Source organism: Niallia sp. FSL W8-0635, from assembly GCF_038007965.1.
In the GTDB taxonomy this organism is placed as follows: Bacteria; Bacillota; Bacilli; order Bacillales; family Cytobacillaceae; genus Niallia.
This window is the reverse complement of sequence record NZ_JBBOYD010000001.1, coordinates 3,735,958-3,760,204: the sequence shown is the minus strand read 5'-3', so window position 1 is coordinate 3,760,204 and position 24,247 is coordinate 3,735,958. Positions and strand designations below refer to the sequence as shown.

General features: G+C 37.5%; 20 protein-coding genes and 1 pseudogene. All 21 read left to right on the top strand.

Features of this window, described 5'->3' with window-relative positions:
* The first annotated feature begins 191 nt into the window (after positions 1 to 191).
* The 21 genes and pseudogenes from NYE52_RS18115 to NYE52_RS18015 all read left to right on the top strand — a co-directional run bounded on the left by NYE52_RS18115 (position 192) and on the right by NYE52_RS18015 (position 24,245).
* Positions 192 to 641, top strand: a complete 450-nt coding sequence (locus NYE52_RS18115; RefSeq protein ID WP_341194337.1) for an Lrp/AsnC family transcriptional regulator — start codon at positions 192 to 194, stop codon at positions 639 to 641.
* A 594-nt stretch (positions 642 to 1,235) separates the two neighbouring features.
* Complete coding sequence (gene ltrA / locus NYE52_RS18110; RefSeq protein ID WP_341195225.1) at positions 1,236 to 2,504, top strand: group II intron reverse transcriptase/maturase; 1,269 nt, start codon at positions 1,236 to 1,238, stop codon at positions 2,502 to 2,504.
* 662 nt (positions 2,505 to 3,166) lie between these two features.
* On the top strand, positions 3,167 to 4,111 hold the full coding sequence (nikB, locus tag NYE52_RS18105) for a nickel ABC transporter permease (RefSeq protein ID WP_341195224.1): 945 nt from the start codon (positions 3,167 to 3,169) through the stop codon (positions 4,109 to 4,111).
* Between the two features lie 15 nt (positions 4,112 to 4,126).
* On the top strand, positions 4,127 to 5,026 hold the full coding sequence (locus NYE52_RS18100) for an ABC transporter permease (RefSeq protein ID WP_341194336.1): 900 nt from the start codon (positions 4,127 to 4,129) through the stop codon (positions 5,024 to 5,026).
* A gap of 30 nt (positions 5,027 to 5,056) precedes the next feature.
* Entirely contained in the window at positions 5,057 to 6,589 is a 1,533-nt protein-coding gene (locus NYE52_RS18095; RefSeq protein ID WP_341194335.1) for a glutathione ABC transporter substrate-binding protein, read from the top strand.
* A gap of 9 nt (positions 6,590 to 6,598) precedes the next feature.
* The gene (locus NYE52_RS18090) at positions 6,599 to 7,609 is read left to right on the top strand and encodes an ABC transporter ATP-binding protein (protein WP_341194334.1); all 1,011 of its coding nucleotides are present in this window, start codon (positions 6,599 to 6,601) and stop codon (positions 7,607 to 7,609) included.
* Positions 7,578 to 8,570, top strand: coding sequence for an ABC transporter ATP-binding protein (locus NYE52_RS18085; protein WP_341194333.1), 993 nt, complete (start codon positions 7,578 to 7,580; stop codon positions 8,568 to 8,570). Before NYE52_RS18090 ends, NYE52_RS18085 begins: the two co-directional genes overlap by 32 nt.
* Before the next feature lies 1 nt (position 8,571).
* Positions 8,572 to 10,182, top strand: coding sequence for a gamma-glutamyltransferase family protein (locus NYE52_RS18080; RefSeq protein ID WP_341194332.1), 1,611 nt, complete (start codon positions 8,572 to 8,574; stop codon positions 10,180 to 10,182).
* A gap of 24 nt (positions 10,183 to 10,206) precedes the next feature.
* Positions 10,207 to 10,770, top strand: coding sequence for a chromate transporter (locus NYE52_RS18075; RefSeq protein WP_341194331.1), 564 nt, complete (start codon positions 10,207 to 10,209; stop codon positions 10,768 to 10,770).
* Positions 10,767 to 11,297 (top strand): chromate transporter, encoded by a 531-nt coding sequence (locus NYE52_RS18070; protein ID WP_341194330.1) that lies wholly within the window; start codon positions 10,767 to 10,769, stop codon positions 11,295 to 11,297. The genes NYE52_RS18075 and NYE52_RS18070 overlap by 4 nt, the downstream gene beginning before the upstream one ends.
* An 18-nt stretch (positions 11,298 to 11,315) precedes the next feature.
* Positions 11,316 to 12,152: a DUF1028 domain-containing protein gene (locus NYE52_RS18065; protein WP_341194329.1), complete on the top strand. Its 837-nt coding sequence runs from the start codon at positions 11,316 to 11,318 to the stop codon at positions 12,150 to 12,152.
* A 192-nt stretch (positions 12,153 to 12,344) separates the two neighbouring features.
* Positions 12,345 to 13,031: a GntR family transcriptional regulator gene (locus tag NYE52_RS18060; protein ID WP_341194328.1), complete on the top strand. Its 687-nt coding sequence runs from the start codon at positions 12,345 to 12,347 to the stop codon at positions 13,029 to 13,031.
* 78 nt (positions 13,032 to 13,109) lie between these two features.
* Positions 13,110 to 15,188, top strand: a complete 2,079-nt coding sequence (locus NYE52_RS18055) for an alpha-glucuronidase family glycosyl hydrolase (RefSeq protein ID WP_341194327.1) — start codon at positions 13,110 to 13,112, stop codon at positions 15,186 to 15,188.
* 342 nt (positions 15,189 to 15,530) lie between these two features.
* On the top strand, positions 15,531 to 16,700 hold the full coding sequence (locus NYE52_RS18050; RefSeq protein WP_341194326.1) for an extracellular solute-binding protein: 1,170 nt from the start codon (positions 15,531 to 15,533) through the stop codon (positions 16,698 to 16,700).
* Between the two features lie 58 nt (positions 16,701 to 16,758).
* Positions 16,759 to 17,895: an ABC transporter ATP-binding protein gene (locus NYE52_RS18045; RefSeq protein WP_341194325.1), complete on the top strand. Its 1,137-nt coding sequence runs from the start codon at positions 16,759 to 16,761 to the stop codon at positions 17,893 to 17,895.
* A 4-nt stretch (positions 17,896 to 17,899) separates the two neighbouring features.
* Positions 17,900 to 18,763: an ABC transporter permease gene (locus tag NYE52_RS18040; protein WP_341194324.1), complete on the top strand. Its 864-nt coding sequence runs from the start codon at positions 17,900 to 17,902 to the stop codon at positions 18,761 to 18,763.
* Between the two features lie 17 nt (positions 18,764 to 18,780).
* On the top strand, positions 18,781 to 19,680 hold the full coding sequence (locus tag NYE52_RS18035; RefSeq protein ID WP_341194323.1) for an ABC transporter permease: 900 nt from the start codon (positions 18,781 to 18,783) through the stop codon (positions 19,678 to 19,680).
* Positions 19,681 to 19,837: 157 nt separating this feature from the next.
* Positions 19,838 to 20,929, top strand: a complete 1,092-nt coding sequence (uxuA, locus tag NYE52_RS18030) for a mannonate dehydratase (RefSeq protein WP_341194322.1) — start codon at positions 19,838 to 19,840, stop codon at positions 20,927 to 20,929.
* Positions 20,930 to 21,058: 129 nt separating this feature from the next.
* The gene (locus NYE52_RS18025) at positions 21,059 to 22,213 is read left to right on the top strand and encodes a Gfo/Idh/MocA family protein (protein WP_341194321.1); all 1,155 of its coding nucleotides are present in this window, start codon (positions 21,059 to 21,061) and stop codon (positions 22,211 to 22,213) included.
* Between the two features lie 20 nt (positions 22,214 to 22,233).
* Positions 22,234 to 22,401 (top strand): annotated as a pseudogene (locus tag NYE52_RS18020) (Gfo/Idh/MocA family protein); the annotation flags it as partial.
* Positions 22,402 to 23,294: 893 nt separating this feature from the next.
* On the top strand, positions 23,295 to 24,245 hold the full coding sequence (locus NYE52_RS18015) for a Gfo/Idh/MocA family protein (protein ID WP_341194320.1): 951 nt from the start codon (positions 23,295 to 23,297) through the stop codon (positions 24,243 to 24,245).
* Positions 24,246 to 24,247: the final 2 nt, after the last annotated feature.

Sequence of the window (24,247 nt, the reverse complement as noted above, 5' to 3'; positions counted from 1 at the left end):
TATAAAAATAACAGTAAATACACACTCCTTCGTATATCTCGTAAATAAGTCAATAGACGAACTCTCTAAATTTTTCCATTACATTTGTAATCCGCATCAGAAAGTTTGAAAATTCTAAAAAATACTTCCTAATTTTTAAAGGAAAGGCTATAATGAGACATAATTTAAAACAGAAGATGCGTGGTGGTTAAATGAAATTAGATGAAACAGATAAAAAGATATTAGAATTGCTTACAGCAAATGGCAGGCTATCTTATGTAGAAATCGGAAAAGAACTGAATTTATCAAGAGTAGCAATCCGAGAAAGAGTCAGCCAACTAATTGAAAATGGAATTATTGAAAAGTTCAGCGCCGTCATCAATTCGGAAAAGGTAGGCAAGACGGTTTCGGCTTTTTTTGAAGTGGATTGTGAGCCAGCTTCCCTTATTCAAGTAGCGCAAACACTTGCAGAAAACCCAGTTGTAGCAAGCTGCTATCAAATGACAGGACCAAGTACATTGCATATGCATGTCCTAGTGGAAGACTTTGAAGCATTAGAAAGCTTCACAAACAACGAACTATATTCCTTAGAAGGCATAACACGAGTAGAAAGCCATATTCTTCTAAGAAGATTTAAAAGTAGAAATGGATTAAAAATTTGATGCATAACAAAGAAAAATCAAATCAGTCGGTTTGATTTTTTGTTTGTGTGCGCCCGGCATGGGCTATAACTTGGTGGTGAAAGTCCACTACAGGCTTGGCAGTAGGAACTGTTAGCTAATGGCAAGGGTGTCCATCGTGAGGTGGAATCTGAAGGAAGCCGGAGGCAAAATCCCGAACTGACGGACAGAAACTATATATAAGGCTGAATTGGGATGGACGAGTTTGCACAACAAAACAAAGTCCAATACTGCACGAGTCCCATACAGTAAATATAGCAGTTACATGGGAGGAAGGTTATAGCTCTTACCCGGGGAGGTCTTACAAGGGTTCCCGACAAGAGAGATGGAATATCTCACAGGAACAAGTTGGTCAGTGATGACAAACTGAATTGTAAGAAGTCAGCAGAAGCCATAGTAGTTCCTTTGGAATGAAGGGCTGAACAATAACAATCTTGAAGAAATGCGGAGGTGAAGACAGTGCAAAGACCACAGAATGCATTGGAAAATGGCTATTTGCAAAGAGATAAGTTGGAAACTGAAGAGTATGCAAAAGTGTGCAGTACTGTCCTTAAAGAAGCAAGACGAAAAGATGGTATCGACTTAATTGACAGAATAATTGATGATAATAATCTACTTAGAGCATGTGAGAAGGTCAAGGCAAATAAAGGTGCACCCGGTATTGATGGGATGACAGTATATGAACTTTTTGGTCATGTAAGTAAATACCACAAACAATTGAAAAGAAAATTGAAGGATGGCACTTATAAACCTTTACCTGTTAAACGTGTTGAAATTCCCAAACCAGATGGGTCTAAACGTAAGTTAGGCATTCCATGTGTAAGGGATCGTATGGTCCAACAAGCAATCTATCAAGTAATCGGTGGGATAATCGACCCTCATTTCTCAGAAATGAGCTATGGATTTAGACCCAACAGAAACCAACATCAAGCCATTGAGCAATCCATCAACTATTACGAACAAGGATATAAAGTGGTTGTAGACTGTGACTTAAAGAGTTACTTCGACACCATAAATCACCAGAAGTTGATGGAATACCTAAAGGTATTTATACAAGACAATATAGTCCTGAAGCTAATTTGGAAATTTCTTAAGAGTGGAATCCTTGAAAATGGACTAACAAAATCAACGGATTCTGGTGCTCCTCAAGGCGGCGTTCTTTCGCCAATATTGAGTAACGTCTACTTAAATCAACTAGATAAGGAATTAGAGAAACGTGGACACAAGTTTGTGCGCTTTGCGGATGACTTCTGCGTTTATGTTAAAAGCAATCGAGCTGGGCAACGGGTACTAGAAAGTATCTCTAACTTTCTAGAGAAAGATTTGAAACTGACGGTTAACAGCACTAAGAGCCAAATTGGAAGTCCAACAAAATTGAAATTTCTAGGTTTTTGCATACACTCTACTTCTAAAGGTGTTAGTTGTAGACCGCACCAGGCAGCCAAAAAGAGATTTAAAGTTAAATTAAAATCCCTAACCAGACGAAATCGCCCAGGTAAGTTTGAGGAAATAGCCAAAGCAATTAACCAAGCGACTGTTGGTTGGATAAATTACTATGGGATTAGCTTGATGAAGAGGTTTATTAAAGATATTGCACAATGGTTGAATCATCGATTAAGACAGATTATATGGAAAAGATGGAAAAAGGTCAAAACACGTTATGCGCAACTAAGGAGATTAGGCATCAAACATGAAGAGGCTTTGAAAGTAGCTAATACCCGAAAGGGTTATTGGAGGATTTCGGGCTGTGAAACGCTTCATACGGCAATTAAAATAAAGACGCTCATTAAATGGGGTCTAAAAGACCTTAACTATTTATATGAACGTCGATACTTAAGTTATTGAACCGCCGTATACGGGACCGTATGTACGGTGGTGTGAGAGGTCGGGAGTTAATCACTCCCTCCTACTCGATTTTCAAATTATGTTTGATATCGTACTTGTTCAAAAGGAAAAAATTGACAGGGGTGTTTACAAATATTATTCAAAAAAAGGAAATGAAATCATCAAACTAGCTATTTCTCTACGAAATTCTACAATTTTTTTCAAAAATCTCCAACTCCAAATTATGGAATAATTTATTTTTCTAAAATAGCATTTCCCTTTCTCCTTCAAATTTTAAAAAAACATCAATTATAAATTAATCCTAAAATTCGGCATTATAATGTATAAAAATAACTAATTGTGTATGAATATTAAGGCGTGAGAGCTTCAATCCTTTTCTATTTCATTCTTTTTTCGATTGTCAGTAGCCATCTATGTGAAAAATATATTATTATTTCGAAAAACAAAATACTAGAGAATCGAAAAGGTTTTCTTAAATTCCATAAATATTGAATATATAAAATAATTAAATTTTTTTGAAAAATCACTAGAATTCTTTTTGTAACTGTCTTATAATCATGAATATTAAATATTTGCTTTCGTTTGTTAATTAAATGAAGAGATTTAGTTAACTTTTGAAAGTGGAAATTGGTTATTTTTACAAAGAGGGGAAGGTGAGACGGTTGATCTCGATGATTATTAGAAGGCTATTTCAGCTTGTATTATTACTTATTGGAATATCTTTCTTAGTTTTTGCTAGTATGCATATGGCACCGGGAGATCCAGCTTCAATCATAGCAGGACCAACCGCAACTGATTCTGATATCGCCGCGATTCAAGAAAGTCTAGGTTTGAATAAGCCTTTTCTTGTTCAGTATTGGGACTATTTAAAAAATGTCTTACAGGGCGATCTTGGTTATTCCTATCAAACGAAACAGTCCGTTTCAGAAGCGATTGCACTAAGATTTCCGAATACACTGAATTTGGCGATTGCAAGTATTATTGTCGCAGTTGTGATCGGATTAGTAGCTGGTATTATCTCAGCACTTAAACAAAATTCATGGCTAGATGTATTCAGTACCGTATTTTCATTAGGTGGTATTTCGATTCCTAACTTTTGGTTAGGTTCCATCTTAATTCTCGTATTCGCTGTAAACCTGCAGATGCTACCGGTTGGAGGGTTGGATGCTCCGTTTTGGTCAATAGAAGGAATGAAGCAATTGATACTTCCTGCTATTACATTAGGCACAGGGTCAGCTGCCATGATTGCACGGATGAGTCGTTCTTCTATGCTAGAAGTGATTCAAGCTGATTATGTACGAACAGCTAGAGCTAAAGGGGTAAAAGAAAGCTCCATTATTGGTGTTCATGCAATGAAAAATGCGATGATTCCAGTCATTACCGTAATTGGCGTTAACTTTGGAGGATTATTAGGGGGAACGATTATTACGGAACAAGTTTTTGCGATAAACGGTGTTGGGAGATTAATGATTAATGCAATTGCATCAAGAGATTTTCCGATGGTGCAAGGCTCCGTATTATTGGTAGCTTCTCTCTTTGTTTTAGTAAACTTAATCGTTGATATTATTTATGTCTTTGTAGATCCAAGAATTAGCTATGACAATTAGGAAAGGAGGAAACCAATGGAAACCGTAACAAATCCGCAACTATCTCCAGCTGTAAAGAAAGCGAAAAAAGATTCCTTTCTATTAGACACTTGGAAAAAATTAATTAGAAATCGTTTAGCAGTCGCTGGGTTGATTATCATTATTTTACAAGTAGTAATAGCGATAGCGGCACCGTTAATCACAAGCTATAATCCTGCCACTCAAAACCTTGAAGCAACTGAATTACCGATGTTCACGGAAGGGCATTGGCTCGGTACCGATAATTATGGACGTGACATGTGGAGCAGAATCGCTTATGGGGCAAGGATTTCTCTTGTAGTTGGTAGTATTGCCGTTGTCCTTGGCTTAGTAGGCGGTATTACATTAGGATTACTTGCAGGCTATTATCGTAAATTAGATGGAATTATTATGAGAATAGTAGATTTATTATTTTCTTTCCCTGGTATTTTACTTGCAATGCTTATCATTGCAGTACTTGGAACTAGTTTAGTAAATGTGGCAATTGCAATAAGTATTTGGTCCATTCCTTCTTGTGCGAGGATTGTCAGAGGTTCCGTTTTATCGGTTAAAAAACAAGAATATGTGATGGCAATGAAATCACTGGGAGCAAGCGATTTACGCATAATGTTTAAGCATATTTTGCCAAACTGTACAGCACCAATCATCGTATTTGCAACCATGCGGATGGCAACAGCCATTTTATCCACTGCTTCTCTAAGTTATTTAGGATTAGGTGCTCAGCCACCAACACCTGAATGGGGAGCGATGATATCTCAAGGCCAGGCATATATGTGGTCATCGCCACATATGACAATTATTCCTGGTATTGCCATTATGCTAACCGTATTTGCTTTTAATGTTGTAGGAGATGGATTAAGAGATGCGCTCGATCCGAATATGAAAGTCAATCATTAATAAATACATAAGATGAAGGGAAGTTACTTTATGAAAAAGATTGTTTTTGCCATGATGGCATTAATGCTGCTTGTTGCGGCAGGATGTTCAAATAGCTCTAGTGGAGGTTCCAGTTCAAATGGAGGAAATGTACCACAGGAATTAACGTATGCGACTACTTCTGATGTTGCAGGACTATCCCCAATTTTAACAAATGATTCCGTTTCTGCCGCTGTAAATGATCAAGTGTATGAAACATTGTTCAAACGAAATTCAGAAACAATGGAAATTGAACCGCTTTTAGCAGAATCCTATGAAAATCCAGATGATTTAACATGGATTATCAAGTTAAAAGAAGGAATTAAGTTCCAAGATGGTACAGACTTTAATGCAGAAGCAGTAAAGTATACATTTGATAAATTCCGTGATCCAGCAACTGCAGCCCCACGTGCTTCACTGCTTGAACCAATTGAATCAATCAATGTACAGGATGAGTATACATTAGAAATTAAAACGAAGTATGCATACGGTGCATTGCTTGCAGCACTTTCTCATTCTAATGCTGCTATTGTTAGTCCAGAGGCAGACAAAAATGGTGATTTAATGAAAAATCCTGTAGGGACTGGTCCATTTAAATTTGTAAGCTGGACACCAGGTGAATCTATTGTATTAGAAAAATATCCTGATTACTGGCAAGGAGAAGCAAAACTAGACAAAGTTACATTTAAAGTAGTTCCTGAAGTAACAACAGCTATTTCGATGTTACAAGCAGGAGATGTTCAGTTTATTGATGCTATTCCAACAGAACAATTGTCTCGTGTTGAAGGGCTTAAAAATGTAGAAATTCAGAAAGAAGAAGGAACACCTGTTTACTGGTTCGGGTTTAATATGCAAAAGGAACCAATGAACAACCTAGAATTTCGTCAAGCAGTAGCATATGCATTAAATCGAGATGCTTATGTTAAACAACTTAACGGTTTAGGCGTTGCTGGCAATAGTGTAATCGGGCCAAAAGTATTTGGTTATGATGAAGCAAGCAATGATGTTGGTTACGAATATAACTTAGAAAAATCAAAAGAATTAGTAGAAAAAAATGGCTTTGGTGACAAAGAGTATACATTACTTGTAGCAAACAGAGCGAATTATATGAAAATGGCAGAAATTAGCCAATCTCAATTACAAGAGGCAGGCTTCAAAATCAAAATTGAATCAATGGAATGGGCAACATATCTAGATACTACACGTACTGGGGATTATGAAATGAGCTTCTTAAGCTGGTCCAATTCAACAGCTGATGGAAGCGAACTATTATATCCAAACTTCCATTCCGATAATGTAGAGTCCTCTAATAAGGTGAAATATAGTAATGAAGAATTTGATAAATTAGTAGAAGAAAGTCGTGAAAATGTAGACCAAGATGTTCGTGCAGCGAAATTAAAAGAAGCGAATGAATTTCTTGTAAAAGATGCTCCTGCGATTGTCATGAACCATGGTGTAGTAACACTTGCTTATGATAAATCTGTTAAAGGCTTAGAGATTGATCCAACAGGATCTTGGTCACTATATAAAGTTTACAGAGAGTAGGGATTGAATATGGAGAAGAAGCTATTATCTGTAAAAGACTTACGGACAAATTTTCGTACAGCTGATGGGGAACTGTCAGCTGTACGAGGAATTTCTTTTGACTTAGATAAGGGAGAAACATTATGCATTGTCGGAGAATCCGGTTGTGGGAAAAGTATTACCTCCCTTTCCCTTATGGGGCTTCTTCCGAGCAATGGTTATATTAGCAAAGAATCATCAATTGATTTTAAAGGAACAGATTTATCAAAGCTCACAAAGGAACAATTACGTTCCATCAGAGGTCGCGATATTTCGATGATTTTCCAGGAACCGATGACTGCGTTAAATCCGGTGTTAACAATAGGGTATCAGCTTCGAGAGCCACTTATGCTTCATCAGCAGCTGTCAAAGCAAAAGGCAAATGCCAAAGGAATTGAATTACTAAAACAGGTAGGAATTCCATATCCTGAAAAAAGAATGAAGCAATACCCACATGAATTAAGTGGGGGAATGAGACAACGTGTCATGATTGCGATTGCGTTATCCTGTCGTCCGCAATTATTAATTGCAGATGAACCAACCACTGCTTTAGATGTAACGATTCAGGCGCAAATATTAGATTTAATGAATGATTTAAAGACGGAGCTAGGCATGGGTGTGATAATGGTTACCCACGATATGGGAGTAGTAGCTGAAATCGCTGATCGCGTCATGGTTATGTATGCTGGAGAAAAAGTGGAAGAAGGCGATGTGGAGAGTATATTTACAAATCCACAGCATCCTTACACAAAAGGCCTTCTAAATTCGGTACCAGATATTGATGACCCAACCTTTGAACTAGAAGCAATTCCAGGTTCATTGCCGAACTTAAATGAAGAAATAAGTGGATGTCGTTTTCATCCGCGTTGTCCATTTGCTACAGATAGATGTAGGGCAACATCACCGAATGAATATGAGCTTCATTCCGCTCATCGTGTAAAATGCTGGTTGCAAGAGGAGGTGGAAATACATGCAGACAATCGAGAAACAATCCCTTCTTAAATTAGAAGGGGTTAAAAAGTACTTTCCGATTAAAGGCGGATTGTTGCAGCGAGTTCAGGGGCATGTAAAAGCCGTTGAAAATGTTAGTTTAGAAGTTTTTGAAGGCGAAAGTGTTGGCGTAGTAGGAGAATCTGGATGTGGAAAATCCACACTCGGCAGAACCGTTCTTGGTTTAGAGGAAATAACCGATGGAAAGGTGTATTTCCAAAGCCAAGATACACAGGCGCTTTCCAATAAAGAAAGAAAAGCAATCAAAAAAGATATGCAGATGATTTTCCAGGATCCATATGCTTCCTTAAATCCTCGTCAAAAAATTGGCAATGCATTAGAGGAAGCATTTGTTATTCATACGAATCTATCAAAAGAAGAAAGAAAACAAAGGGTAGTAGGACTTTTACAAGAAGTTGGTTTAAAGGAAGAACATTATGATCGCTATCCCCATGAATTTAGTGGTGGACAACGTCAGCGTATTGGGATTGCTCGTGCGATTGCCCTTAATCCTTCCCTTATTATTTGTGATGAGGCAGTGTCTGCATTAGACGTATCGGTTCAAGCACAGGTTTTAAAATTAATGAAGGGTTTAAAAGATAAATACCAATTAACGTATCTATTTATCTCTCATGATTTAGGAGTAGTTCGCTATTTCTGCGATCGGGTATTGGTTATGTATTTAGGGAATACAGTGGAACTTGCTTCCTCTGAAAAATTATATGAAAATCCACTTCATCCCTACACAAAAGCGTTGTTGTCCTCGATTCCACGCCCAAAAATGGGAGCGAAGGGTGAACGAATTCGCTTACAGGGAGAGATTCCCAATCCTGCGAACCCGCCATCTGGCTGTCCATTCCATACACGCTGTCCGATTGCAACTGACTTATGTAAACAATCGAAACCGGAGTGGAAAGAAGCAGAGACGAATCATTTTGTAGCCTGTCATTATGTCGGAAAGGAATTGAATTAATATGAAATTAGATTACTTATACCATCCTTATCCATCTCAGCGCAACACTGTTTTTGCCAAAAAAGGAATGGTTGCCACTTCCCAGCCTTTAGCTGCTCAAGCAGGTCTGGAAATTTTGCAAAAGGGTGGCAATGCGATTGATGCAGCGATTGCAACAGCAGCAGCATTAACGGTAGTAGAACCAACCTCTAATGGAATCGGTGGAGATGCATTTGCACTTGTATGGGTGAAAGACAAACTTCATGGACTAAACGCAAGTGGTCCTTCACCAAGTTCTATCTCCATTGATGCGTTAAAAGAGAAAGGCTTAGAGAAGATGCCAACCCATGGTGTTATCCCTGTTACTGTACCAGGAGTTCCATCTGCTTGGGCAGCTCTTTCCGAAAAATTTGGAAAGCTACCATTAAAAGAAACGTTGGCACCTGCTATTCGCCTTGCAGAAGAAGGCTATCCAATTAGTCCGACTTTAGGAAAGTATTGGAACCTTGCATATAATCGTTTTAAAGAAATTTTTCACGGTGATGAATATAAGCCTTGGTTTGATACCTTTGCACCAAATGGAAGAGCACCAAAAATTGGGGAGATGTGGTCTTCTGAAGGCCATGCAGCAACTTTGCGTTCTATTGCTGAAACAAATGCAGAAAGCTTTTACCGTGGAGAGCTAGCAGATAAAATTTCCCGGTTTATGGAAGAACATAATGGCTATCTTCATAAAGAAGATTTAGCTCGTTATTATCCTGAATGGGTAGAACCAATTTCTGTTTCTTACAAAGGCTATGATGTTTGGGAAATTCCGCCAAATGGCCAAGGTTTAGTGGCGTTAATGGCACTTAATATTGCAAAAGGCTTTGATTTAACAGAGAAGGATTCTGTCGATACATACCACAAACATATTGAAGCAATGAAGCTAGCATTTACAGATGGGAAAGCGTTCATTACGGAAGAAAAAGAGATGCCACATACGGTAAGTGAGTTATTAAGTGAAGAATATGCGGCTTTAAGAAGAGAAAAAATCGGTGAACATGCGATTACTCCAGAGCCTTTATCCCCTCCTAAGGGAGGAACGGTTTACTTAGCAGCAGCAGATGAAGAAGGAAATATGATTTCGTATATCCAAAGTAACTATATGGGCTTTGGTTCTGGGATTGTTATTCCAGGAACAGGGATTGGCTTGCAAAATCGTGGCCATGATTTCTCCCTTGACCCTACTCATCCCAATGCGTTAAAACCAGGGAAAAGAACGTATCATACGATTATTCCTGGATTCCTTACAAAGGATAATAAACCAGTCGGACCTTTTGGCGTAATGGGTGGTTATATGCAGCCACAAGGACATTTCCAAGTTGTCACTAATACAATAGACTTCCATTTGAACCCACAAGCAGCTTTAGATGCACCAAGATGGCAGTGGACGGAAGGAAAGAAAATTTTAGTAGAGCCTCATTTTCCAAACTATCTCGCTCAAGCACTTGCTAGACGCGGCCATGAAATTCAAACGGCTACAGAATTTGGTCATTTTGGCAGAGGGCAAATCATCTGGCGAGATGAAGAAACAGGTGCATTAATTGGAGGAACGGAATCAAGAACAGATGGAGCAATTGCATCCTGGTAAGACTTCAGAAAGGTTGTTGATTTTATGACACATTGGCATTTATTCCTTGCTTTTTTCCGAGTGGGGATATTAGGATATGGCGGTGGTCCATCTTCCATCCCTCTCGTAAAAAAAGAAGTAGTGGATAAATATAAATGGATGACAGATGATGAGTTTTCCGATGTTTTAGCATTAGGAAATGCTTTACCTGGTCCGATTGCTACAAAAATGGCAGGATATATTGGCTGGCAAGTAAAGGGAGTCTTCGGAATGATAAACGCCATTATCGCATCAGTTGTTCCTACTATTCTATTAATGGTTGTTCTCCTGACCTTTTTAAATTCCTTTAAAGATAAGCCTTGGGTACTAGGAATGACAAAGGCAGTTGTCCCAGTAGTTGGGGTAATGCTTGGTGTATTGACAGTAGACTTTCTAAAGAAAGTAAATACTAGCTTTGGTGTAAAACTAACGATCGGGTTACTAGTTGTAAGTGTTATCCTTTTAGTTCTTCTGAATATTCATCCTGCGATTGTGATTGGCGTTGTCATTGTCGTTTCCCTTCTTAGCAAGAAGGCGAAGCAGGAAGTTAAAGAGGTGAAGGCTTCGTGATTTATTGGCACATCTTTTGGGCTTTTTTTCTTCCGGGAATTCTTGGCTATGGAGGTGGTCCTGCTTCGATTCCTTTAGTGGAAAAAGAAGTAGTTGATCGATATGGCTGGGTAACGGAAAATGAATTTAGTGAAATGTTAGCAATGGGAAATGCTTTGCCAGGTCCAATTGCTACGAAAATGGCAGGCTATATAGGGTTTCAAGAGGGGGGAGTAATTGGCGCATTCATTGGTGTATTTGCAACAGTTGCCCCGTCCTTAATTCTAATGATTGCCCTATTACGTTTGTTAATGAAATTTAAAGATTCACCTAAAGTGAATCTACTGACAAACTTAGTTAGACCAGTGATTGCGGTTTTACTGGCAATGATGACGATCAGTTTTTTCCAGAATTCTTATAATGGAATCGGAATCTTTCAGACCGTTTTCATTGGTATCATAAGTTTACTTTTATTAGAAAAAGTAAAAGTCCATCCTGCTTATGTGATAGCAGGTTCCCTTGTGTATGGGGCAATTTTCTTAGCATAGAGGAAGAGGGGGTAAACCATGACATTCTCAATTGTTGGTTATGATCCACAGGAAAAAGAATGGGGAATCGCTGTCCAATCGAAATTTCTTGGCGTTGGAGCAGTAGTACCTTGGGCAAAAGCAGGAGTGGGAGCAGTTGCTACTCAATCTTATGCAAATACTTCCTTTGGTCCAGAAGGCTTACGTTTAATGGAAGAGGGAAAATCAGCAGAAGAAGCATTGCATGCATTATTAGATAAGGACCCAGGCAGAGAGCAAAGACAAGTTGGCTTTGTTGATGCAAAGGGGAATGCTGCAACCTATACTGGAAAAGAATGCTATGACTGGGCTGGAGGAGTAACTGGTCCTTATTTTGTAGCACAGGGAAATATTTTAGTTGATGAAAATACAGTAAAGGCAATGGCTGAATCTTTTCAAAAAACAGAAGGAAGCCTGGCTGCACGCTTACTTACAGCATTACAGGCAGGACAGAATGCAGGTGGTGACAGTAGAGGGCAGCAATCAGCAGCTCTGCTTGTTGTTAAGGATAGAGGAGGCTATGGTGGCTTTAATGATCGTTATATTGATTTGCGTGTAGAAGATCACGAGGAACCAATTAAAGAACTAACCCGCATCTATCAATTACAGCAACTATATTTCGCTCCATCAAAGCCAGAGAATGTTATTCCGATTGATGGAGGTACGTTAGAAGAATTAACGACTAACTTACAAAGATTGGGGTATCTAAACGAGAAAATCACAGAAATACCCGAAGCACTCACAACCTATATTCATACCGAGAACTTTGAAGAAAGAGAACAAAAAACAGGCTTTATCGATTTAGAAGTACTCGAGTATATGAAAAAACAAAAATAAGCTAACAAGAAACTTCCTATTATATAGGGAGTTTTTTTTTGATGATGTTGGCTTTCCCCTCCATTCGAAAAAATTAAAATAATCCGAAAATAACCAATTAATCTAACAAAAAGGATTGAAATTCCAGTTAAGAACTTTTATAATGAAAATACGAACTACCATACTAGTGTAATTAGAATACCAAGAAATAGGGTGAGTATAATAGTTTCAATCAGAAAAAGGGAAAACCTTTCCACGCGGGATTTTGTTTATGAAACATTAAAAAATAGAATAACAGAATTAGAGCTAAAACCAGGGCAAAAGATTTCGGAGCAAGAAATAGCAAGTGAGTTAAATGTAAGCCGCACTCCAGTAAGAGAAGCATTTTTAAAACTTTCACAAGAAGATTTGCTCGGTATCTATCCACAAATTGGTACGATTGTTTCTTTAATTGACTTGGATCTTGTGGAAGAAGCTAGATTTATTCGAGAAAATATGGAAAAAGCGGTTGTGAGAGAAGCTTGCCAAATATTTGAACAAGAGCAGTTATTTAAATTAGAATCCAATATTACCATGCAGGAATTATGCTTGAAAAATGAATCCTACCATCAATTATTGGAATTAGATGATCAGTTTCATCGCTTGTTATTTGAGGGTTGTAATAAACTTAGAACTTGGAAGATGATTAGACAAATGAACAGCCACTTTGATCGGTTGCGTGCTCTTCGATTAGAATCAAACCTTGAATGGGATATGCTTGTTTCTCAGCATAAATCTATCTTTCAGTTTATTAAGGAAAAGAAAGAAAAGGATGCCGAACAATTAATAGGAATGCATTTAAACTTAGTTAATTTTGAGAAAAAGGAACTGAAAAAGACGTATCCTGATTATTTTAGTTAAACGTAGTAGGCTCTTATCATAGATTTTTCACAGAATTTTAATCAAGCTTAATAGGTTAATTATAGGAGGATTAAACAAATGGAAAAAATGATGGATAAAGGGAATGAACGATTCGTAACCAATAGTTATCACTGTTGGTTGCAGTATCGTAAAATCGAAAATGCAAATCAATACAGTGACATCACTTCTACTATTGCGGTGGCAACAAATACAGAAATTATTGATTCAGCTGTCAAAGAACTCCAGTATGCACTTAAATCCATGTTAGATGTAGTTTCAGCTGTTCAACCATATACAACAAATGAAAATGCTATTATTTTGGGTACATATGAAAGCGTTAACTTAAACGAATTTGGAATTTCTCCAAGATTATTTGATGATTTAAATGAGGAAGGCTATTTATTAAAAGTTACTGAAGATAATAAACAGGTACTTTTAATTGGAAAAACAGATAGAGGGGCATTATATGCAGCTTTTCACTTTCTAAAAATTTTACAAAAAGAAGAGTCTCTTATTGGCTTAGAAATATTAGAAGCGCCAAAAAATCAGCTGAGAATGATGAATCAATGGGATAACATGAACGGTTCGATTGAAAGGGGTTATTCTGGGAATTCCATCTTTTTTAATGGTAACGATTTCAGTAAAGATTTAACAAGAATAAAAGATTATGCTCGTCTTCTTTCTTCTGTAGGTGTTAATGCTATTTCGATTAATAATGTCAATGTGTGGGATGTAGAAACAAAATTACTTACAGAAGAGTTTTTACCAAAAGTAAAGGAAGTAGCAAATATTTTAAGATCTTATGCAATTACTACTTATCTGAGTATTAATTATGCAAGTCCGATCGTATTGGGGAATCTTCCAACAGCTGATCCTCTTGATAAAGAGGTAGAAAAATGGTGGGCAAACAAAGTGGAAGAAATCTATCGCTATATCCCTGATTTTGGAGGTTTTGTTGTTAAAGCAGATTCCGAGGGAAGACCTGGACCTTTCACATATGGCAGAGGCCATGTAGAAGGTGCAAATGTTTTAGCGCGCGCATTACAGCCTTTTGATGGAAAAGTAGTATGGCGCTGCTTTGTATATAATTGCTTACAGGATTGGCGTGATAGAAAGACTGACAGGGCAAGAGCAGCGTACGATAATTTTAAGCCGCTTGATGGGCAGTTCCTTGATAATGTTATTTTGCAAATTAAAAATGGACCAATGGATTTCCAAGTACGCGAACCAATTTCTCCACTATTAGGTGCAATGAAAGAAACAAATCAAGTAGTGGAATTTCAAATTGCACAGGAATATACCGGTCAACAAAAGGATGTATGTTATTTAGTTCCACAATGGAAAGAAGTACTAGATTTTGATACGTATGCGGATGGAGAAGGATCGACTGTTAAATCCATTGTAAATGGCTCACGCTATAACTATAGCCATAGCGGTATTGCTGCTGTATCCAATATTGGTAATGATAGGAATTGGACTGGAAATACATTAGCTCAGGCAAATCTTTATGGATTTGGTAGATTAACCTGGAACCCTGATTTATCGACAGAATCAATTACGAATGAATGGATTCATTTAACTTTTGGTGATGATTCAACGGTTGCTGAAACAGTTGGATATATTTTGCTCCAATCATGGAGAACATATGAAAATTATACGGCACCACTTGGTGTGGGCTGGATGGTAAACCCTGATCATCATTACGGTCCAAATGTTGATGGATATGAATACTCAAAATGGGGAACGTATCACTTTGCCGATCGTGATGGTATTGGTGTAGATCGTACAATTGAAACAGGAACTGGCTATGCGGGACAATATTTTGGACCAAATGCAGATCAATATAATTCATTAGAAGATTGTCCAGATGAGCTGCTTCTATTTTTCCATCATGTACCATACGTACATAAACTTCATTCTGGAGAAACAGTAATCCAACATATTTACAATACCCATTTTCAAGGTGTTGAAGAAGTGGAGACCTTTATTACTAAATGGAATGAAATGGAGGGGAAAGTAGAGGATTGGGTTTTTGAAAATGTGAAGGACCGTTTGCAGCTACAATTAGAAAATGCGAAGGAATGGCGTGATCGCATTAATACGTATTTCTATAGAAAATCAGGAATCGCTGACGAAAAAAATAGAACGATATATTAATAGTACTTCTTTTCCTCCGAGTTATGGGAGTAAGCCAGAAGATATGAGGAACTGCTGTGTCCCTATATCTTCTGAGTACTAGTACTCTTTTATTCTTTTAACTACCATACTAGTATAATCACTTCCTTATAAAGAAAGGGAAGGAACGTAAATCTGGGAGTGGAGTATTTTTTTCTATTGAGGTGCAACCGTTTACAGAAAAGCGATGTAGTTACTAATTAAAGGAGGTGGTTTTAGAAAGAAGGGAAAAAACCTTTTTTAACATAAAACTTTGTCCAGTAACTATTCTGTATTTTTGTTTGCGAACGTTAACAATACATTAGGATTTAGGGAGGTATTATTTTGAAAAAGCGTAATTGGCTCTTTTTAACAATAATCATGTCAATCAGTTTATTACTTTCGGCATGCGGAGGTTCTCAAAAAAGTTCAGGTGGCAAAGACGGGCAGATAACACTTACCATATATTCTGCAGCTGGTGGAGATGAGTATTATAACGATATCGTAATTCCAATGTTTGAAGAAGCAACCGATGGAAAATACAAAGTGGAATATGGTCGAGGTACACCGCAAGAAGTTATTAACAAAATAAAGTCTCAAGGTAAAAATGGAACGATTGATTTAGTTGTAACAGGTTTAGATGGTCTCCCGCTTGGTATTGAGGAGGGGCTATGGGAACAGTTATTACCTACTTATTCAGAAGAGGTACATTCTGAGGAATGGAATGAAATTGGTCAGGCGTATATTGATAAATTTGAAGGTTATGGTGCACCAGTAACGACTGGTTCAGGTGGTCCTATCTTGATGTATAACACAAAAACAGTGAAAAACCCACCAAAAACATATGAGGAACTAAGAGAATGGATTAAAGAAAATCCAGGGAAATTTACATATCCTGCGGTTCCATCTAGTGGCCCAGCTCGTGGATTCTTCTTTGGTCTTGTTCAAGCCATGGGAGAAGATTTTAATAACCCAAGCTCATTAGATAAAACATGGGATTATTTAACAGAAATTGGTGAAACGATTGAATATTATCCAACGAAAACATCTGATTCCTTTGATCTCCTTTATGAGGGTGCTGTAGATATCGTACCACATACTCCATTCTGGTATGCGGATAATAAAGCGATAAAAACAATCCCACCACATATTGAAGCAGTGAAATTAGAAGATACGAAGCAAGTAATTGATTCACATTTTTATGTAATGGTAAAAGATCTACCAGAAGATCGTAAAAATGCAGCATTAGAGTTTTTAAAATTTGCTACTTCTAAAGAAATCCAGGCACAAGGATATGTTCGTGGATTCCTACCTGCAAATAGTCTAGCAACACCAGATATGTTAGAGCCTGAATACCAAGAATCATACAAAACTCTAGTAGAATCCGTTATGCCAGAGTTTAAAGAAGGCGACACAATGAAGGTACAAGAAGATGATTGGGTGTTATTCCCTGACTTACAACCAACAAATGAACTTTATGGGCTATGGGAAGAAAAAATTCAAGCACTTAAATAGTAATTATTATCCCTGGTCTCTTGTTTAACAGAGACCAGGGAGATAAGGAGGAAATGAGATGGAACAATCTGTATTGGCTAATAACAAATCGGTATCATCAAGTGATAATATGGAAAAGAATACGACAAGTACAAAGGTTGAAATCAAGAACTTAACAAAACAATTTGGTGAATCAACTGCCGTGAATAATGCAAATTTAACAATTGAAAGTGGCGAATTTATGACGTTCCTAGGGCCAAGTGGTTGTGGCAAAACGACAATTTTGTCCATGGTTTTAGGAACCCTCGAGCCAACTTCAGGGGATATTCTATTTAATGGTCATCCGATTAATCATATCGCGATGAATCGACGAGACATTGGAATGGTATTTCAAAACTACGCCTTATTTCCACATATGACGGTTTCTCAAAATATTGCCTTTGGGTTAGATATGCGCAAAGTAGAAAAGAAAGAAAAAAAACGAAGAGTACAGGAAGCAGTTGAAATGGTTCAGCTTAATGGGCTGGAAAATAGATTTATTAAAGAGTTAAGTGGGGGGCAGCAGCAACGTGTTGCACTAGCAAGAGCATTAGTTATTCGTCCAAAGGTTCTATTATTAGATGAACCATTAAGTAATCTAGATGCAAAACTCCGTAAAGATATGAGAATTCAAATTAAAAAAATTCATGATGAACTTGCAATCACCACTATTTATGTCACACATGACCAGGAAGAAGCACTTTCCCTTTCCACAAAAATTGCAGTAATGTCTAAGGGGGAGATTCAGCAGCTTGGTACACCTAAAGAAATTTTTGGTAAGCCAAAAAACCATTTTGTTGCGAATTTCCTAGGCTACGCTAACTTTATCAAAGGGAAGATTGTTAGTGCAAATGCTAATAACCTAATTTTTGAGTCAGATACAAAGCTTCGTTTAGAAATAAAAGCAAATGGCCGTCATCAGGTTGGAGATGATGTACTCCTCACCATCAAACCAGAAATGATTGAAATTGTCCCAAATGATCGAATCGGATCCAATGTGATAGAAGGGGAGATATTGGTTGGGGATTATGTAGGAAGCACTACTGGTTATGAAATTAAAATCAAAGATGGTTCCATTTTAAAGACTAGTGTTTTAGGATTGGATCCTTATACAGCACATCAAAATGTGAAGCTTTATTTGAATCCTGATAACATTATTATTTTGGATGAGGAGTGAGAAAATGAATCATCAAGCTGAACCCAAAAAAAGTGATTATTTAATGCTTCTCCCGAGTTTACTCCCAGTTCTTCTGATATTTGTTTACCCATTAATAAGAGGTGTCATGATGACGTTCCAGGAAAATGGAACATCGAATTTCACACTCGGTAACTATATTGAATTTTTTACAAATCCAGCTTATTATGAAACCATTTTTCGAACACTTGCTTTAGTAATTCCAGCAGCATTCCTAGAGTTGTTTATTGCATTTGCGATTACGTATTATATAAGAGGAAAGATGAAAGGAAAAGGAATTATTGCCGGATTAATTATTTTCCCACTTACATTAGGATCCTTAATTATTGATATGGCGATTATTTCATTTTTTAAGCCAACAGGTTGGTTTAACACGATTCTCATGCAAATTGGTCTTATAGAAGAGCCAATCAGACTTGTCTATAACTATACGGGTGCATTTATTGCCTGTGTTATTCTTGGTGTTGCGTTTCTGGCTACGAACTTCATCGGGATGATGGATTCCATTGATCCTAATTTAGAAAAGGCTTCTAGATCCCTTGGAGCAAGTGAATGGGTGACATTCAGAAGAGTATTTTATCCACTTATTCGCGGTGGAGTACTAAGAGTGTTTGCTTTAAATATTATTATGCAGATTGGCGTATATACTTCTGCAGTTATTGTGGGTAACCCTGCATCAGCAACACGAACATTTGCGGTAGTAGCATTCGAAGAGGCAATGCGAAACTTTAATTATAGTATGGCAAATACCGTTGCAGTAGTAATGGCGCTTACTCAATTAGTAATCCTTGGCATTGTATTTGCCTTACGTAAACGAGGATTTACAGGATCAGCAAGTACATTTAAATAACAAAGAGGTGAGAACTAGTGAGAATTGTGGAAAATACAAATACCATGAAGAGTAGTATAAGTAATCCGGCTGAAGCAAGTGTACCTAAGAATAGTAAAGTGGCTGGATTTCTAAAACTACTTTATAAATTTCTAACCTGGCTTTTAATTATTGTATTTATTATCGCTATTGTTGGCATGACAATTGCTGTGTTACTAAGTGCGTTCGGGACAGAATGGTACGGTACGTTTCTTCCAGCTGGATATACGGTCGATTGGTTTATTCAAGCTTGGCAGGCATATGATATAGGTCATTTTTATAAAATAACATTACAAATTGTGGTGACTGCAACGGTAATATCCTTACTATTAAGTATTCCGACTGCATATGTATTAGGGCGTAAGTCATTTCCTTTTAAAGAGGGCTTGATTAGTTTCTTTCAAATGCCATTTACTTTACCAGAACTTGTTTATGCAATACCAGTAGCTTCCATTTTTTATTCTACTGGATTAGCGGAAACAATCCCTGGGTTAATCTTAGTTAATTTAATTGTAGGTATTCCGTTTTCTGTATTCATTTTACTTCCATTTATGGAATCACTTGATCCGAGATTAGAATGGGCTGCTGAGTCGTTGGGGGCAACTAAATTTAAATTATTTAGTAGAGTTGTCATCCCACAATTAGTACCAGGGTTAACAGCTTCAGCGATTAATATTTTCATTCGAATGTTTAGTACATTTACGATTATCCTATTAATTTCTGGACCGAAGACCCAAACATTAGGTGTTATGGTATTTAGTGTTCTTCAAGGAGCAGGATCACAACCACAGCCAATGCTTAACTCGTTAGCACTAACATTAATGTTCCCATTACTATTATTTGCGTTTGTAAGCTTATGGATTTCTAGTTTCACTCAAAGAAGGCTAGGTAAAAAATAGACTTACCTTCGTTTTATGTACGGACGGAATTTTAGGAAGATTAGTTCGATTGCAGAAAACAGCGTACGAGTACAGGATTTAAAGGATACATTAAGGGCAGAGAAGGTGAATATTCTAATAATATGCAGTTTACTTTATTGGTGAAGGATGATGCGAAGTGAAAATGGTATTTCGATGGTTTGGAGTAGGTAATGATTCTATTTCCTTAGAACATGTTAAACAGATACCAGGAGTCGAAGGAATTGTTTGGGCACTTCACGATATTCCAGCAGGAGAAGTGTGGACAATTGAAAAAATAAACGAAGCGAAGCAACAAGTAGAAAGTCAGGGATTTCATATTGATGTAGTAGAGAGTGTAAATATTCATGAAGATATTAAATTAGGACTTCCATCAAGAGAAAAGTATATCGATAATTACATTAAAACAATTGAAAACTTAGCAACCGTTGGTGTGAAGGTAATCTGTTATAATTTCATGCCAGTATTTGATTGGGTACGAACCAACTTGTCAAAAGAACTCGAGGATGGTTCTACTGCATTATTCTTTGAAAATAGCAAAATAGCAGACATAGATCCAAAGGAACTAGTTCAGACGATTTCCCTTAATAGTGATTTTACGATGCCAGGATGGGAACCAGAAAGACTGGTGTATTTAACAAAACTGTTTGATCAGTATAAGGATGTAACCGAAGAAGACTTATGGGATCATCTACAGTACTTTTTAGAGCGTGTTGTTCCAGTTGCTGAAAAAAATGGGATTAAAATGGCTATACATCCAGATGACCCACCGTTTTCTGTATTTGGATTACCTAGAATTATTACGAATGAAATAAATATAAAAAGGTTGCTAGGTTTAGTTGAGAGTCCTTCCAATGGTTTAACATTATGTAGTGGATCATTAGGAGTAAATCCAGATAATAATATTTCTGAAATCATAAGAAAATTTTCGGATCGAATTCCATTTGCACATATCCGTAATGTAAAACGATATGAAAATGGAGATTTTATTGAAACCTCCCACCGAACGACGGATGGGTCAGTCGATATTCACGGTATTATGGAAGCGCTATATAACGCTCAGTATACAGGCTATTTACGACCAGATCATGGAAGACATATTTGGGATGAAAAATGTAGACCAGGATATGGGCTTTATGATCGGGCTTTAGGAATAATGTATCTCTGGGGAATCTGGGATTCTTTGTGTAGAACGAAAGTGAAAACAGAGAACTATGCTGGGGCTAAATGAAAATGAATAATAAGGTCGTCGTAACATTTATGAATCAATTCCATTTGGGAAAATATTAAGTCCTTTTTAATAAGAGAGGTTACAAACTATCGGTATATGCCGAGAAGTATATATAAAGGAGAGGATTTTGTGTTAAAAGTTGCTATTATCGGTGCAGGAGCAATTTCATCCGCTCATATGGAAGCATATTTACAATTTCCTGATCGCTGTCAGATTGTTGCATTATGTGATATTTATCCGGAGAAGGCAGAAAAGAAGGCGAAAGAATTTAACCTTGATGCTACCATTTATGATGACCATACAAAAATGCTTAATCGTGAGGATATTGATTTAGTATCCGTTTGTACACCGCCTTATACCCATTCAGAAATAACTATTAATTTTCTGGATTCTGGTAAGAATGTGTTGGTTGAAAAACCGATGGCATCTTCACTAGAGGAATGTGATGCAATGAATGCAGCTGCTGAAAGAAATAATAAAATGTTATCTGTCATTTCACAAAATCGTTTTCGCACACCAATGATGAAGCTAAAAAGTGTACTTGATACGAAACTTATGGGGCCAATTGTCCATACACAGGTTGATTCCTTCTGGTGGCGTGGGCATAGCTACTATGATTTATGGTGGCGTGGCACTTGGGAAAAAGAAGGTGGCGGCTGTACGTTAAACCATGCTGTTCATCACATTGATATTTTTAAATGGATGAACGGGATGCCATCCGAAGTAACGGCAGTAATGAGTAATGCTTCTCATGATAATGCAGAGGTAGAAGATATTTCCGTTGCTATTTGCCGTTATGACGATGGTAGTCTTGCCCAAATAACAAGCTCTGTTATTCATCACGGGGAAGAGCAGCAATTAATTTTTCAAGGGAAAAATGCTAGAGTATCCGTGCCATGGAAGGTCAAGGCTTCTAAATCGAAGGGAAATGGATTCCCGGAAGAGGATGGAGAATTGGAAGCGCAAATTCAACAATATTATGATGAACTAGATGAGGTACAGTATGAGGGACATACTGGTCAAATTGATGATGTCCTAACTGCATTGGAAAACGGAACTCCAATTTTAATCGATGGAAAACAAGGAAGACAAACACTAGAATTAATTTCCGCCATCTATGAATCTGCAAGCACAGGTAAAACAATTAAACTTCCATTAACGAAAGATAACTTATTTTATACAAGAGAAGGCACACAAAAGAATGCTATCCATTTTTATGAAAAGAAAACAGTGATTGAAAACTTTGAAGACAATGACATTACGGTAGGTGGAAAATACGAGTAAATTTGTAGGAGGAGAGCAAAATGAATAAAAATGATGGTATGAATTATGCACCAAAAGGGAAAGTAAGCAAAGTAGTTGCAGAAGGGGAATTTCGATTTGCTGCGATTGGGTTGGATCATGGTCATATTTATGGAATGTGTAATGGTTTGGTAGAAGCAGGAGGAAGTTTAGTTGCCGTTTATGACCCAGGTGTGACACGTTTCTAACGGAAAAGGTTAGACTTTAGGGACTTCTTCTTACCCCTAAAAGAACTGATTTCTCGATAGGTGGAATGAGGAGGTAACACTCTGAAACGCCTACTCTGATACTCCGACATGCTGATTCTAGGGTTAAATAGAATGGTATGAAGCTCGGTGAAGTCGGCAGAGAGATACCGTAAGCTGATAAGGGAAGCGTTTACTTCCTTATAATCAACACGAAAGCTGTCTAGCGGTAGATGGTGTATCCTATATGCCGGGAGTCCATAAAGTATCTATGGTTAGAATGTGTAGCAATACACTGACGAATCTCCGAATGTACGGTTCTAGACATAAAGGCTGTAGAAATGCAGTAGATGGCAGGCAAGTCGCCATTCGTATGTGTGGGTAAGTAAAAATCTGGCGTTATGAAAGCCCATAGCTTGTTACAGGCAAGTTCAAGCATACAGGACCATAGGAGAAACCTAAGGATATATGGAAGGATAGAGAAATCGGAACGTGGAAATCGAAGGATGTGGAGGTATTAACCAACCGAAGAAGCAGTTCAGTATATAAAAGATTTACTTTAGTCTATTAAAACTGATTTACCTTTCGAGAGAGTGGAGTCACAGTACCTATGAAACCATGATAATAAATGGTGGAGGGATAGGCTCTAGTCGAAAAATTCAAAAGCTGATTGAATAGACGTTTGAATAGGACTTATATATGCACTATTGAAAAAGCTAATTTCTTATACTGTAGTTCTGAATTCTACCTAATTAACTTAGGGGAATAGACAGAGTTGAAGTTAACGGCTTATACATAAATTTTCATCAGTCTATGATTCATTTTGGAATTTTTCGATGGAACGCCGTGTGAGGTGAAAGTCTCATGCACGGTGTGAAGTGGGGGAAAAGCTAGCGATAAATTCAAAGGCTTACCTATCACTATATCCTGAAAAAGTACAGAAATTTATAGAAGCATATCCAGAAGCAAGTGTAGCAGCATCGGAAGAAGAAATTCTCCAAGATTCAACAATTAATCTTGTGGCAAGTGCCAATATCCCAGTACAGCGTGGACCGTTAGGATTACGTGTATTAGATGCTGGAAAGCACTATTTTGTTGATAAGCCTGCTTTTACAACGCTAGAGCAAATTGAACAAGCAAAACAAAAGGTGGAAGAGACTGGTCTTAAATGGGGCATTTATTACAGTGAAAGATTGCATGTGGAAAGCGCCGTTTTTGCTGGTCAATTAATTGAAGAAGGCGCGATTGGCCGAGTGATTTCCGTGATGGGAACAGGGCCTCATCGTGCCAATGCGGCAAGTAGACCTGACTGGTTTTTTGACCCAGAGCAATATGGCGGGATTCTTACAGATATCGGAAGTCACCAAATTGAGCAATTTTTACATTATGCTAATGCTAAGAGTGCAAAAGTACTTCATAGTAAGGTTGCTAACTATAATTTTAAGCAATACCCAGAATTTCAGGATTATGGAGATGCGACATTGGTTGCTGATAATGGTGCTACCTTCTATTTCCGTGTCGATTGGTTTACGCCAGATGGACTAGGTACTTGGGGAGATGGACGTGTTACGATTCTAGGAACAGAAGGGTATATTGAAGTTCGTAAATACATTGATATTGCTCGTAGCAACGAAGGAAACCATTTGTATTTAGTGAATGGAGAAGGAGAGAAGCATTTTCAATTATCAGGAAAAGTAGGCTACCCGTTCTTCGGAGCATTTATTTTAGATTGCTTGAATGGAACAGAAAATGCGATGACCCAGGAACATGCGTTTACTGCTGCAGCACTTTGTGTAGAAGCACAGGAAAAAGCAATGAAAATTGAATAAAC